General features: G+C 66.1%; 11 protein-coding genes and 1 pseudogene. 1 reads left to right on the plus strand and 11 read right to left on the minus strand.

The window, feature by feature from the left end:
* From ACFTZB_RS32380 to ACFTZB_RS32430, 11 genes and pseudogenes are all read right to left on the minus strand, one after another.
* Positions 1-410: pseudogene (locus ACFTZB_RS32380) on the minus strand (MmgE/PrpD family protein); the annotation flags it as partial.
* Between the two features lie 42 nt (positions 411-452).
* Positions 453-1,421 carry an MmgE/PrpD family protein gene (locus tag ACFTZB_RS32385; protein ID WP_378437857.1) on the minus strand — a complete coding sequence of 323 codons (969 nt, stop codon included), beginning with the start codon at positions 1,419-1,421 and terminating at the stop codon, positions 453-455.
* A gap of 31 nt (positions 1,422-1,452) precedes the next feature.
* Entirely contained in the window at positions 1,453-2,916 is a 1,464-nt protein-coding gene (locus ACFTZB_RS32390; RefSeq protein WP_378437859.1) for an aldehyde dehydrogenase family protein, read from the minus strand.
* 85 nt (positions 2,917-3,001) lie between these two features.
* Positions 3,002-3,766: an SDR family NAD(P)-dependent oxidoreductase gene (locus ACFTZB_RS32395; RefSeq protein WP_378437861.1), complete on the minus strand. Its 765-nt coding sequence runs from the start codon at positions 3,764-3,766 to the stop codon at positions 3,002-3,004.
* Positions 3,767-3,803: 37 nt separating this feature from the next.
* Complete coding sequence (locus tag ACFTZB_RS32400) at positions 3,804-4,064, minus strand: hypothetical protein (RefSeq protein WP_378437863.1); 261 nt, start codon at positions 4,062-4,064, stop codon at positions 3,804-3,806.
* A 13-nt stretch (positions 4,065-4,077) separates the two neighbouring features.
* The gene (locus ACFTZB_RS32405; protein ID WP_378437866.1) at positions 4,078-5,997 is read right to left on the minus strand and encodes a hydantoinase B/oxoprolinase family protein; all 1,920 of its coding nucleotides are present in this window, start codon (positions 5,995-5,997) and stop codon (positions 4,078-4,080) included.
* A 10-nt stretch (positions 5,998-6,007) separates the two neighbouring features.
* Positions 6,008-8,074 carry a hydantoinase/oxoprolinase family protein gene (locus ACFTZB_RS32410; protein WP_378437868.1) on the minus strand — a complete coding sequence of 689 codons (2,067 nt, stop codon included), beginning with the start codon at positions 8,072-8,074 and terminating at the stop codon, positions 6,008-6,010.
* A 140-nt stretch (positions 8,075-8,214) separates the two neighbouring features.
* On the minus strand, positions 8,215-9,324 hold the full coding sequence (locus tag ACFTZB_RS32415; RefSeq protein WP_378437870.1) for a LuxR C-terminal-related transcriptional regulator: 1,110 nt from the start codon (positions 9,322-9,324) through the stop codon (positions 8,215-8,217).
* A 19-nt stretch (positions 9,325-9,343) separates the two neighbouring features.
* Positions 9,344-10,606, minus strand: a complete 1,263-nt coding sequence (locus ACFTZB_RS32420) for an MFS transporter (protein ID WP_378437872.1) — start codon at positions 10,604-10,606, stop codon at positions 9,344-9,346.
* A 244-nt stretch (positions 10,607-10,850) separates the two neighbouring features.
* A complete protein-coding gene (locus ACFTZB_RS32425; RefSeq protein ID WP_378437874.1) occupies positions 10,851-11,141 on the minus strand; it encodes a hypothetical protein in 291 nt (96 codons plus the stop codon).
* 137 nt (positions 11,142-11,278) lie between these two features.
* Positions 11,279-12,088 (minus strand): fumarylacetoacetate hydrolase family protein, encoded by an 810-nt coding sequence (locus tag ACFTZB_RS32430; RefSeq protein ID WP_378437876.1) that lies wholly within the window; start codon positions 12,086-12,088, stop codon positions 11,279-11,281.
* Between the two features lie 205 nt (positions 12,089-12,293).
* Between ACFTZB_RS32430 and ACFTZB_RS32435 the strand changes: the two genes are divergently transcribed.
* Positions 12,294-14,507: an NAD(P)-binding protein gene (locus tag ACFTZB_RS32435; protein WP_378437878.1), complete on the plus strand. Its 2,214-nt coding sequence runs from the start codon at positions 12,294-12,296 to the stop codon at positions 14,505-14,507.
* The last annotated feature ends 82 nt before the right edge of the window (positions 14,508-14,589 follow it).

Here is a 14,589-nt window from a genome sequence, read left to right on the forward strand (position 1 = left end):
GTGGGATTGGGCGCCAACCGGCTCAGCAGTGTCGAGATGTCGTCGACGTTCTCGAGGTCGTACACGGCCTCGACGACGGCGGCCGCGTCTGCGTCGCTGACGACGCCGTCGACGTTGCGCCGGAATTTCGCGATCAGTTCGTCGTCGGTCATGTACGTGACCGGGTCGGGGGACGGACTGCCTTTGGGATAGCCGCGTTCACCGGAGAACGTGGTGCCGCGCGCGTGGACCTCGACGCGCGAGCGGCGTGCGGCCGGGTTGCTCGCCAGCGCCGCGGTGTAATCGGGGTGTTCCTGGAACGTCGTCTTCGTGGTGAGTGCGAGGACGGACGGATCGAGGACCGCTTTCATTGTCTGCCAATCTTTCCCGGGTGGAATCCGGTGGGCGGCGAGGGCAAGGCCGTGGGTCATGCTGAACTGGGCGTCGCGCGGATTGCGGATGGTCTCGTTGACCTACACGGGCTGCATCACGAAGCTCTCGCCCCAGGCGTCGATGGCGTCGATCTCGCCGGGCGTGAGGTCGTTGGCCTCGACGATCTCGGTGAGGGCGTCGAACAGCGCGTGCATCACCCGGCAGTGGGGATAGGGCTTGAACGACTGGAACTGGGTGAACGTCCACTCCGTTCCCAAGCCTGCCGTGATCGGCGCCGGCTCCCAACGCGAGGTCCCGATGAACCGGGGGAAGCCGTACTCGCGGTCGTCGAGCATTTCGCGGTCGCCGGTGTGCCCGAGTTCGGCCAGGTTCGCGGACGTCACCGCGGACAGGGCCATACCCCCGGCGAGCTGGTATTTGATGGTGGTCGACGGTGCGTGCATCATCCACGCGCGCTGGGTGTTGGTGGGCATCGTCGAGCCCATGATGCCGAGCGCATCGGCCAGCGTCTCACCGGAGAATCCCTTGACGACGCCGATCGCGGCCGCCGCACCGAACAGCGTGCTGCTGTACCCGATGACCTTGGGGATCGTGACCACGCCGTCCTTGATGTCGCGCAGATAGTCGGTGGCCTTGCCGATGCGGTACGACATCTCGTGCGCCACCGCTATGGCCGTGAGCAGCCGCTCGCCCGAGGAGTGCAGGGCCTCGGCGGTCGCCAGCGCACCGGGGACGACGTACGGCGTCACGTGACCGGGAGGCAGCACCGCGTCCTGGTCGAGCGCGTTGACCAGTTCGGCGTTGGCGAACGCCGCACCCGGCACCGACGTCGTCGTGCCAGTACCGAGGATCGACGCCGAGCCATCCGAACCGCCCAGGATCCGGCCGTACTCGACCCCTCGTTGCGCACCCGCGTCTCCGAGCGACGCCACCGCGCAGCCGAGGGTGTCCAGCAGAATGCGCTTGGACTCGGACACCACGTCCTCCGGAAGTGATCGCCCGTCGGCGCCAGCCGCGAAATCCGCGAGGTGTTCGACAATTGTTGGCATCAGGTTCGTCCTCTTTCTCTTCTGTGATGGGTTACAGGGGCCACTGGAGGTGTTTGACCTCGAAGAACTCGCGGAGGCCTTCCTCGCCGCCCTCGCGGCCGATGCCGCTGTGCCCGGGACCGCCCCACGGGGCGTCGGCCCGCATCCCACCGCCACCGTTGATGGTGACGGTCCCCGACCGCAGACGTCGGGCGAACGCCAACGCCTCCGCGATCGGTCCCCACACGTTGGCGTTGAGGGCGTACCGGACACCGTTGGCCATCCGCACCGCCTCGTCCAGATCGGTGTACGGCATCACCACCGCCACCGGGGCGAACAGTTCCTCCTGCGCGATCTCCGCATCATTCGTCACCCCGGTCACCAGGGTCGGCTCCAGGAAGAACCCGTCGTCGAGACCGGCGGGTCTGCCGCCACCGACCGGCACCCGGGCACCGCCCTCCACCGCCCGCGCCACGAAGCCCTCCACGTTCACCCGATGCTCGTCGGTGATCAGCGGCCCCAGCACCGTGCCCGGCAGGTGCGGATCACCGACTGTCAGGCTCTGCAGGAACTCCGCCGACCGCTCGACGTACTCGTCGAACACCGCCCGGTGCACCAGGGTGCGGGTCGTCGCCCCACACGCCTGACCACTGTTGCGGGTGAACCGCAACGCAGACGCGGGCACCGCCGCCGCGAGGTCGGTGCCCGGCAGCACGATGTTCGGGGACTTTCCGCCGAGTTCGAGAACGACCTTCTTCAGGGTCGGTGCCGCCAGCGTGAGGATCTTGGCGCCGACGGCAGCGGAACCGGTGAACGTCACCATGTCGACCTCCGGGGCGGCGACCACCTGCGCCGTCACCTCCGGCGGCCCGAACACCAGGTTGACCGCACCCGGTGGGAATCCCGCCTCCTCGATCAGCCGCACGATCGCCGCGGTCAGCAACACCGCTTTCGGTGAGGTGACCAGCACCGTCGAGCACCCCGACGCCAGCGCCGGTCCGAGTTTGTACGCGCACATCATCACCGGGACGTTGTAGGCGACGATCGCGGCGACCACCCCGGCCGCTTCGCGCACCAGCATGCTGCTCGAGGTGATGGGGTCGTGGTGCAGCGGCAGCGGCTGCTCGTACCCGTCCCGCGGCCCGCGGGTCGCGGCGTCGGCGAACCACCGGAAGAACCGCACCGGCAGGTCCACGTGCAACGTCGCGGCGCTGCTGACCGGGGTGCCGATCTCGGTGGCGGCGAGATCGACGATCCGGTCCCGGTCCCGGTCGAGCAGATCCGCCAACCGGTGCAACAGGACACCACGCTCACCCGGCATGAGGCGACTCCACTCGCCGCCGTCGAACGCGTCCCTCGCCGCGGACACCGCCGCCGCGACCTGTTCCCGACTCGACGCCGGGGTCAGCGCCAGCTGCCGACCGGTCGTCGGGTCGATCGACGTGAACGGCTCGCCCGCGCCCTCGAGCCACCGCCCACCGATGTGGCACTCGGCCTCGATTAACGCTGCGGTCATGACAATTCCCTTTCCAGTCGATGTTTGCGCCCGATCAGATGGTCGGAGCGGTGCCTCCGCCGAGAATCCGCGGCAGCGAATGCTGTTACCCCGCCATGTATCCGCCGTCGACGACGAACGAACCGCCGGTCGCGTAACCGGCGCGATCGGAGAGGAGCCAGCACGCCATCTCGGCGATGTCGTCGGGCTGGGCGAGGGCGCCGAAGGGAATTCGGGCCATGATGGTGGCTCCGCTGCGACGCTTGGCATCCTTCATCAGATCGGTGTCGGTGTAGCCCGGGCACACCGCATTGATCCGGATCGCCGGCGCGTATTCGATTGCCGCGGTTTTGGTCAAGCCGACGACGCCGTGTTTGGCCGCCGCATACCCGGCCGTGGTCTTGAATCCGGTGAGACCCGCGAGCGACGCCGTGTTCACGATGGCGCCGCCGCCCTGCGCCACCATCTGCTTCAACTGGGCGCGCATACAGAGCCACACGCCCTTGAGGTTCACCGCGACCGCACGATCGAATGCCTCCTCGTCCCAGTCGGCAACGGATCTGCCTCCCTGCCCGATCTGCCCGCCGCTCACACCCGCGTTGTTGAACGCGCCGTCCAGGCGGCCGTAGTGGTCCACGGCCGCGGCGACCATCGCGTCCACCGAGGCTCCGACCGTGAGGTCGGCGGGAAGCGCGATGGCCTCGCCGCCCGCCGCGCGCACGAGTTCCGCCGTCGCCCCGACTCCCTCCTCGGACACGTCGGTCGCCGCCACCCGGGCGCCCTCCTTCGCGGCCAGCAGGGACGTCGCGCGCCCGATCCCACCCGCAGCGCCGGTGACGAGCACTACTTTCCCGTCGAGTAATCCTGACATTTCCGTCCTTCTTCCGAGCCGATGTTGTGGTGGCGATCTATCCGACGCGGGATGCCGGCCAGTCGCGTGCCGGCGAACGCCACGCGGGCCAGTTGTCCTCCGGCTCCGGACGGGTCACCGACACGTGGTGAAAGCACTCCTGACACTTGACGACCATGCGGGGGCCGAGGTGGTTCGCCACGGGATAGCGGGCGAGACTCGTTGCGCCGCAAGCCGGGCAGGCACCGTCGACGGCGGTGCGTTCGACGTAGACACGGTCGGTCTCGGGGCGGGGGAACAGTAGCCGGTCGACAGCCATGGGGTTTCCTTTCTCACAGTTTCCAGTTGCGGGGGTTGGCCACCGGCACGCTCCAGCGCCCCTGGTCGCGCTCGGCGGCCAGCCGTGCGCGTCGTGCGGTGGTGGCGGTGTCGTCGATGCCACCGTTCGCGATGACGACACCGTGCGCGTCGGCCGCGAACTCGGGGCTGACGAGTCCGCTGCGGACGTCCTGCAGCACCTTCGTCGGGACGCGGTCCAGGGGATCACCCCACCCGCCGCCACCGCCGATGACGAAGCGCAGTGCGTCGCCTGCCTTCAGGATCAGCCCGGAGAACTTGCCGGTCTGATAGCGGGCACCACGCCCGAACTCACCGTTGTTCGGGTCCGGCCTGCCTTCTTCGTCGAACATGCCGAACAGCGGTTCGGCACCACGCAGGTCGAGGGGGTCGCCGTGCTCGGCGAGGTCGAAGTTCTCGATGTACCAGCCGAAGGCGGGCGAGCCGGCGCCACCTCCGTTCGAGCCCGGTGCCCCGAGGCGAACTCGGTCCGCGGTGATGGTGACCATCGTGTCGGACTCGGCGAGGATCGAGTAGACCGAGCCCAGACCGCCGCGGAACTCGCCGGCTCCGGCGGTGTCGATCACCATCTCATGCTGGACGATGACGAGCGGGCTCTCGATCTCGACGTGCTCCTGCACCGACGTCCGGCAGTTGCCGATCGGGATCACGCAGAAGGAGACCCCGTCGTCCTTCCAGGTGCCGCCCCAGCCGCCGCCCGCGAGCGCGAACGCGCCCCACGGCGTGCCTTCGTGGCCGGACCGGGTGTCGATGCCGCCGAGGCTCACGACGACGGCAGTGCCTGTGTCACAAGCGAATGCGTCGTCCATGGCCTGGCTCAGCGCCTGCGTCACCACGTTGATGCCCCGTGCGCCGATGTCGGCGTGGTTGGAGCAACTCGACGGCGGCAGAACCTGCACCACACTGCCCGACGGCAGCAGGGTCTCGATCGGCCGCAGCGTGCCACTGTTGACCGGGGTCGACGGGTCGACCATCAGCTTGACCGCCTCGATGCAGCGTGAGGCCTCGCACCAGGCGGTGCCGCAGTTGCCCAGGGGCTGCCGGCCCGAACCGGAGAAGTCGATCTCCATGGAATCGCCGCGCACCTTCACGGTCACGTTGACCGGAATCGGCTCGTCGGTGACGCCGTCCTCGTCGAGGAAGTCCTCGGCGGTGTAGTCGCCGTCCGGGATGCTCGCGATGCCGCGCCGCATGCTGGCCTCGGTCGCGTCGATGGCGTAACGACCGGCCGCGCGCACCTTGTCCAGCCCGCCGCGGGCGATCAGGGCCTGGAGTTGGCGCTCACCGACCACCAGGCAGCCGTGCAGGGCCCGCAGGTCCCCGAGCACGAGTTGCGGTACCCGGTTGTTCTCCAGGATGAAGTTGAACAGCGGCCGCACCGGGACGTCGTTGGCGTACAGCAGCGTCGGCGGCAGCTTCAGCTGCTCCTCGAAATGCGTCTGCGTGCCGTTGGAGAAGCCACCCGGGATCGCCCCGCCGAGGTCGACGAGGTGAGACGTCGAGTGCAGCAGGAATTCCACACAGCCGTCGACGAAGACGGGCCGGAGCAGATTGACGTCCGACTGGTGGATGGTGCCGCGCCACGGGTCGTTGACGAAGATGACGTCTCCGGGCTGCATGCTGTCGACGTCCCAGTCGTCCATCACGAAATTCGCGATGTGCGGGGCGGTGAACGCGTGCTGCATGCAGCCTTCCCACAGCGCGACGGTTTCCCAGCCGTCGTCGGTGCGCATGTGAATGGCGCTGGTGCAGTCCAGGATGTCGCGGCAGACCGGGGAGAAGGCGCTGCGCATCAGCGAGTCGAGCATCTCCCGGGCGACCTCGGTGAGGCCGTACCGGAGGATGTCGAGTTCGACGTCGACGGCGGGGCCGGCGTCGGGGGTGGTGATCGTCATGGTCTGCTCCTCAGCTCTGCGGCTCGATGATGAGATTCAGGTCGCCGTCCACGTAGGCCGCCCGGCCCGGAAGGACGAGGGTGGTCGCGAATTTCTCGGCGACGAGGGCCGGGCCCTGCACCCGCTCGAACGGTTCGAGGCGCTCCCGGACGTGGATCGCGACCTCGACCTGCTCGGTCGTTCCCGGCAACGTGATCTCCGCCGTGCGGAGGAACGCGTCCCCGTCGTCCGGGGTGAGATCGGACTTGTGCTGCTCGCGTGGGATGATCGCCGTCACCTCCACCGTCGAGATCACCACAGGGATCTCCGTCGCCGCGAAACCGTATGATTCCCGGTAGAAGTCGTGGAACTGCGGCACCAGACCGGTCACGGTGGCGGCGGTGAGCGCATCTGCGTGGATGGGCATGCGGTTGTCCCACGTCTGGCCGCGGTACATCGCGAAAACGGCCCGCTCGAAGCGGATTCGATCCACGTCGGCGCCCTGGCCGGCGAGTTCGCCGCGGATCCGGTCCTGCAACGCGACGAACGCGGCCTCTATCGCCTCGGCACTCTCCGGTGCGAGCGGAGTCATGATCGACTGCGCCCGGGTGACCATCAGGTCGCTGCGCAGCAGTCCCAGGGCCGAGAACTGGCCCGGGTTGCGCGGCACGATCACCTTGTCCAGGCCGAGGATCTGCCCGACGCGGTCGGCGAGCATCGGGCCGGCCGAACCGGAGGGCTGCAGGGCGAACTCGCGGACGTCGAGACCCCGGTAGACCGAGATCGTGCGAACCTTCGCGGCGATGTCCTCGCAGGCCACCTCGTAGGCGGCCGATGCGAGTTCGAGGGCCGTCATGCCCCACTGCTCCCCGGTCTTGCGGAGCGCGTCGAGCGACGCGTCGACGTCGAGCCGGATGGAGCCGTTGGCGAACAGGTCCGGCTGCAGGACCCCGAGCGCCGCGCACGCGTCGGTGAGGGTGGGTTCGACACCGCCGCGCTGGTAACACACCGGTCCCGGGTTCGATCCGGCCGACGCCGGACCGACCGCCACGTTGCCGAGCGTGTTGGGCCGGATCAGGCTGCCGGCGCCGGAGCCGACACTCTCGACGTCGACGAGCGGCATCGTCAGTGTGAGACCGGTTTCCAGTGTCCACAGATCGGTGAGCGGTGTCTTGCCGTGCACGATCGCCGCCACGTCGGTGCTCGTGCCGCCGACGTCGATGGTGAGCAGGTTCGGTGAGCCGCTCTCGTTGGCGAGCTTGACGCTGCCGCTGACGCCGCCGACCGGACCGGAGACCAGCTGGAACACCGGGGCCCTGCCCGCGTCGGCGAACGTCGCGACGCCGCCATTCATCATCATGATCCACAGCGTTCCGGCGTAATTGCGCTCGGACAGCTCGTTCATCAGACGGTCGAGGTAGCCGACCACCGCCGGGCCCACATAGGCGTCGAGGGCCACCGTGGTGGTGCGCTCGTGCTCCTTGGTCACCGGGTAGAGCGCGGAGGTCTGAATGTAGGCGTCCGGCAACTCTTCTGCGACGATCTCGGCCGCTCGCCGCTCGTGCTCCGGATTGGTGTACGAATTCATCAGGCACACGGCCACCGACTTCGCGCCCTGGCCCGCGAGCGCACGTGCGGCCTCGCGAACGGCGTTCTCGTCCAACGGCAACAACTCGGAACCGTCGTACCGCAGTCGCTCCGGGATCCCGAAGCGGGACTCGCGCTGCACGATCGGGCGTTCCTGGTGCGGCCGCAGCCAGGTGGGGTCGTAGAACCGGTCACCGAACTCGCGGTGCATGCGGCCGATGTCGAGCAGATCCCGGTGACCGCGGGTCGCGATCAGGCCGGTGCGCTCGCCGGTCCGGCTGAGCAGGGCGTTGATACCCACCGTGTGCCCGTGCACGATCTCGGCGACGTCCGGGATCTCGACGCCGATCGCCTCGATGCTCAGCAGCACCCCCTCCTCCTGCTGGAGGGTCGACAGCACCTTGCCGTCGCGGGTCTCACCCGTCTTGCGGTTGAGCGCAATGATATCGGTGAAGGTGCCCCCGACGTCGATGCCGACTATCCAGTCGGCTGCCCGCTCACTCTGCGTCATATCTCGGCCTCCGTGCTGTGTGCTTCGGTGACGTGCGCAGTGCGTCCGCGTCACTCGTGTGTGTCGTGAGTCACTCTTCCGCACGGAGGGTGCGGGAACATCTGACGGAGGTCGTAGTTTCGTACGACCTTCGGTCGACGTCAGCCGTGCGTCGTAGGGCGCGTGACGTCGTTGTTGCGCAGCCAGATCGACACGGCCTCGGCTCGATTGGATGCGCCCAGTTTGCGCAGGATCCGGGTGATGTGGGTCTTGACGGTTCCCTCGGAGATCACCAGCCTGCGGGCGATCCTGCCGTTGGAGTCACCGTCCGCCATCAGTCGGACGATCTGCACCTCGCGGCGGGTGAGGACGGAATCGTCGTCGCGGCCGAGCGCGACGGACTTCGTCACCCCCGCTCCGGTGGCCTTGTTCCAGCGTCCGAGCCCGTCCAACTGCGTGCGCACAGCCGTAAGACCTTCGAGCACAGTGACTCTCGCCAGGTTCTGACTCATCCCCTCGGCGAACGTCGACAACAGCGCCTGATCGACGGCCGTGAGATTGCGGTGCTGGTGGTAGCAGTCCCCGTGGACCAGGCCGACGACGTCGCCGTCGATCACCAGCGGCGCGATGCCGTACGACGAGGATCTGGTGATCTCGGCGAGTGGGCGGTTGACGCGCGGGTTGTCCTGCACCTCGTGAACGAGCGTCGCGCGGGCGCCGGTCACCGTGTCGTTCTCGACGAGCGTGCGGTCGAGCACCGGCGGGTTCTCCCTGCCCACCGCCACAATCTCCTCCGCCCAGCGCGGGTCCCGGACGACATGCATCGAATGCAACCGCCACGACCCGTCCACCGTCGACAGCAGCGCACGGTCGAAGCCGAGGCTGCACACCGCCTCGGGCGCGCGGGCCAGCAGCGCGTCGACGGTCTGCGCGTCGCCGACCCCTGCCAGCGCCGACTGCACCCTGGCAAGTACTTCTGCGGGGCCGGCCGGCCCCCGCCGCGCCACCGCCGCCTCCGCCTCGCGTATGCGGCCGAGCATCTCCGTCAGGGATGTCAGAACGTCCGGCGACGAGCCGCGATCACCGATCACGCGCAGCATCTCCGCGGTCACGAGGTCCCACAGCCGACCCAGCACCTGCCGGTCCGAGTGTGCGCCCGTCAGCTCCGGACCGCCGAGACCGCGGTCCAGCAGCACGCCCACGTCATGGGTGATCTCGGCGACCGCATCCTGCACCGCGACGCCGTCCTGCGGGATCGACGAGTTGCGCATTTTCTACTCCCTCGGTGGCCTATTCCTGGTGAGCCATGTCGAGGGGCTCCGCCCGTACGTTCGCGTCACGTGTCAGCCGACGGGACTGATCGAACAGCCCGCCGCCGATCACCAGCACCGCGCACCCGATGATCAGCAGCGACACACCCCACGTCGAGTGCGTGGGCGACACGGTGACCATGGTCAGCGCGAGGATCGGGGCCAGACCACCCGCGGCGGCGCCGCTGACCTCCCGGCCCGTGCCGATGCCCGACGCGCGCAGCTCGGTGGGGAACTGCCGGGCCATGTACGGGCTCGCCGCCACCATGATCGTCGGCGCAAGGACACCCGTGGTCACGACCATGACACCCCAGATGAGCGGGGAGCGGCCCGTGTCGAACAGCCAGAACGCCGGGAAGGCCATCAGTGCGACCCCGATCGCGCCGCCGATCATCACCCTGCGGGTGTCCACGCGGTCGGACAGCCGACCGATGAGCGGACACGCGGCGATCGCTGCGATGCTCGCGAACGTCACCCCGAGGGCGCCGACGTTCTTCGCCACCCCCTGAAATTCCGCGAGGTAGGACAGCGAGAACGTCTTGAAGGTGTACGAGAGGGCGGAGTATCCGCCGTACACGGCCGCAACCACCGCAAGGCCACGCCAGTTGCCGCGCAACAGATCTCGCAGGACGTCGCGGCCCTTGCGCTGCCGAGCCTCGGTTGCCACCCGCTCGAATTCCTCCGACTCGGGCATGGTGCGGCGAATCCAGTAACCCACGATCACGATCGCGAAGCTCGCGACGAACGGCACCCGCCATGCCCAGGTGTACAGGGCTTCGTCGTCGAGGCTCGTGATCGCCGCGACCGAGAGCGATGCCGCGAGCAGTCCGATCTGTGCGCCCATCACCGGGTACGAGGCGTACCTGCCCTTGGTCTTCTCGTCGGCGTGCTCGTACACCGCGGTGATCGCGCTGCCCAGTTCGGCGCTCGCACCGAAGCCCTGCAGGATCCGCAGTATGATCAGCAGCGCCGGAGCCGCCACACCGATCGCCGCGTACGAGGGCACGAGTCCGATGAGCCCCGACGCGATCCCCATGATCAGCAGGCTGATCGACAGCACCGCCTTGCGGCCGATGCAGTCACCCAGAATCCCGAACAGGACCCCGCCCAACGGCCGGGCCAGGAAACCGACCGCGAACGTGGAGAACGCCGCGAGCGTGCTGGCCGACGAACTCGCCGAAGGAAAAACACCTTGCCGAACACGAGCGCCGCCATCGACGCGTACAGGTAGAAGTCGAACCACTCCAGCGAGGTTCCGACGACGACCGCCGCTCCGACCTTCCTCGCACTCTTGTTGGCCCCCTGCCGAACGGGTACCTCACGTTTCTGCGCCACAGTCACGTCCCTTCCGCCACCTGTCGCGCAAAACTATTATGTATAATCTTTAAAATCAAGTGGCGGGGGTCACGGGCGTCGTCGAGTGAGATCCGGGCCACCCGGGTCTGGGCTCGCGACAGGTCGACCTCGTTGCGCGGGTCGTTGCGCCGTCAACCGCTCGTTCGGCAGTGATGTGGGTAGGCGTTCGCCAAGTTGCGTATCTCATCTCGGCCACAGTTCGACGACGGCAGGACCTGCCACAGCCGCTCGATGAACCGGCGCCTGGTCATGCCGAAGTTCACGAGAATTTCCTCTTCGGTGGCGCCCCCGTATGGAACCCACATATGTGCGAACTCGATGAGATGCTGCGCCTCGATGTCAGGATGGGCACGTTTGCGGTTGGCTTCGCTCTGAGCGGCACGACGCCGCTGGCGAAATTGGCGATACTCACGAGAGTTCATAACAATTCACACATCTGGTCGAGAGAGTTGACAGCGCGACAAGCAATGGACGGATGCCCGAGATTCCACACTGCCTCGGCTAGTTTCACTGCGGTGCAGAGGTTCACGTCATGCCGTTTGCCCTCGCTCGCAGGGGCCTATCGCGGCGCTATTACGGTCTGGCACTGTTCACCCAGGTGAGCTATTCCCAACTCCATTACGTCACCCGGCTGCAACCAGACCGGAGGAACGAAACCCATACCGACGCCGGCGGGGGTTCCCGTGTTGATCAGGTCACCGGGCTCGAGCACCATGAACTGGCTCAGATGGTGAACAATATGGAATGGATCGAATATCATTCGCGACGTTGACCCGCACTGACGGCGGGCATTGTTGACATCCAACCACATATCCAGGTTCGTCACGTCGGGGATCTCGTCCGGCGTCACCAACCACGGGCCCGCTGGGTTGAACGTCTCGGCAGATTTTCCTTTACTCCATTGCCCACCTCGTTCCATCTGGAAGAAACGTTCACTGACATCGTTGACCAACACATAGCCCGCAATAACGTCGCGGGCGTCGTCGATCGAATCCAGGTAACTGGTTCGTTTTCCGATGACGACGCCGAGTTCGACCTCCCAATCCAGTTGCGACGATCCGCGAGGGGACCGGACATGGTCATAGGGGCCGACAAGGGTATTCGGAGCCTTCGTGAAGAGCACAGGTTCTGATGGAACCGCATGGCCGGACTCGGCCGCGTGATCACTGTAATTCAGTCCAATGCAGAGGATTTGATGCGGACGGGCTATCGGGGCACCGATTCGTTCCCCCGCAAAGCGGGTAGGGCGGTCTCTTCGATCGTCGACGAGCGCTCGAAGCGTGGCGAGGCCGCCGTCTGCGAAGAATGCTTCGCCAAAGTCCTCGACGACGTCGGAGACGTCGACGTAATGCTCTTCGTCGATGTACACAACCGGACGCTCCTGCCCGATTGCACCAATTCTCATCAGGCGCATGAAAACCTTTCCCAATATCATGACGTGACTGCAACGGAGGTATCGCCGAGCTTGGACGAACACCCCCGTCGTGGCATTGGCCCCGCCGCACAAGTTCGACACCGAGCTTTGGTTCTGTGCGTATACCCCTACGCATCTATGAGCTCCTATGTTTGGTCACATGGCTCCCGATCCACGACATGCCCCGCTCTTCGAGCCCATCCGCGTCGGCAACAAGTTGTTCCGCAACCGTTTCTACGTCGCGCCCCACTGCTCCGGTCTCGGGGTCGAGTACCCCGGCGCACAGGCCTACCTACGGGGAATGCGAGCCGAGGGAGGTTGGGCCGCGGTCAACACCGAGTACTGCGCGGTCGACGCGGAGAGCGACGATGCCCCCTGGGTGCAGGCGAGACTGATCGATCGGCGCGACCAAGCCAATCTCAGGCTGATGGTCGAGCGGGTTCATCAGTTCAACGCACTCGCAGGTGTTCAGCTGGTCTACATGGGGGCCGACCACACGGGCTTCGTCACGCGACTTCCCGCGGGCGGACCATCACAGGTCACCAGCGCCATGTCCGGACATTCATGTTACGCACTGGACAAACGGGACATCCGCCGGATCCAGCGATCCTATGTCGATGCAGCGATTCGGGCACGTGATGTCGGTTTCGACCTCGTCCAGATCGCAGCGCGAGAGGGTTTCTCCCTCCCCTTGCAGTTTCTGTGGAAATACTGGAACCACAGAACAGACGAATATGGTGGTTCGATCGAGAATCGCACCCGATTCTGGCGTGAAACGATCGAGCAGGTGCGCGACGCCGTCGGCGACGACTGCGCAATCGTCGCCGGATTCTGTCTCGATTCGTTCAACGACGAGTCCGATCGCGCATTCAAGGTGAGCGACGACGGCATTGCCGTCGTCGAGCTTCTCGACGATATGGTGGACCTCTGGGATATGCAGGTAGGGCACCTCGAGGACGACGTGAGCTCGTCACGATTCTTTGAGCCGTTCTGGCAGCGGTCATACATCGAGCAGGTGAGACCCTACGCGAAGAAGCCGATCGCTGCCGTCGGACGCTTCACCGATCCGGAATTGATGGCGAAAGCGATCAAGGATGGTGTCATCGACATAATCGGGGCTGCGCGGCCGGCGATTGCGGATCCCTTCATCCCGACGAAGATCTTCGAAGGTCGTGGTGACGATATCCGCGAATGCATCGGCTGCAATATCTGCGTCTCGCGATTCAACAATGGCGGAGGCCGAATCGTCTGTACCCAAAATGCCACCGTAGGTGAGGAATACCGGCGTGGTTGGCATCCCGAACGCTTCAACGAATCCGAGATGTCAGAGGAACCGATCCTGATCATCGGCGCGGGGCCCGCAGGAATGGAATGTGCCCGGGTTCTCGGTGAGCGAGGGTTCGCGAATGTCCATTTGGTCGAACGTGACGACCACATCGGTGGACACGTCAACTGGATTTCCGAGCTTCCGGGACTGCGGACGTGGAGGCGCGTAGTCGAGTACCGCGAGTCCCAGCTTCACAAGCTCGCGAACGTGGCCGTGTTGACAGGACAGAATCTGTCAGCCGCCGATGTTCTCGACTATGGCGCGTCAACGGTGATCGTGGCAACCGGTGCCGAGTGGGATCCACTCGGCGCAAACCCCATCACACATGCACCGATACCTGGATCCGACGCCGACTTCGTCTATACACCCGAGCAGGTCTTGCTCGACGGTATCGAGCTAACCGGAGATCGTGTTCTGGTCTATGACTGCGACGGCTACTACATGGGATCGAGCATCGCAGAGAAGCTTGCTTCCGAGGGAAAGACGGTCACGCTGGTCTCGCCCAGTGATCAAATCGGTAGCTACCTGTTCTTCACCGATGAAGGTGGCCACGTCCATCACAATCTCCTGAAGCTGGAGGTCGAACTGGTTCCGAGCCACGTCGTCACCTCGATCGAACGTGGACTGGTGCGGGGTCACAACAGCTACCACTCGGGCAAGGTGAGCGAATGGAACGTGGACAACGTCGTCCTCGTTACTCAACGACTATCCCGCTCATCGCTTTACGATGAGCTGACCCGAAGCCCCGAGCTGCTCGAGGAGAACGGCATCACACGAGTCCTGCGAATCGGTGACTGCCTCGAGCCCCGGGTCATCGCCGAGTCCGTCTTCGACGGCCACCGGCTGGCACGCGAGATCGACACGAAGGATCCCGCGGTTCCCCTTCCTTTCATCCGCGAGCAACGAATACTCGGTTGGGACGCCGATGCGTACGACAGCGAACTCACGCATTTGTTGCCGCTCGAAGTCTCATCGCAGACCACCGCGACTGTGCAGAGCCGGCACGACCGGTGCGCCGACGCGTTCCACAACATCAGACATGGATAGCCGGTTCGACTCCCGGCAATGAGCTCTGTCGCCGGCGGCTCCGCACGTACACACGCGCGGTGCCGCCGGTTCGGCGGAACGA

The organism is Rhodococcus sp. NPDC057014, from assembly GCF_042673295.1.
Classification (GTDB): Bacteria; Actinomycetota; Actinomycetes; order Mycobacteriales; family Mycobacteriaceae; genus Rhodococcus_F.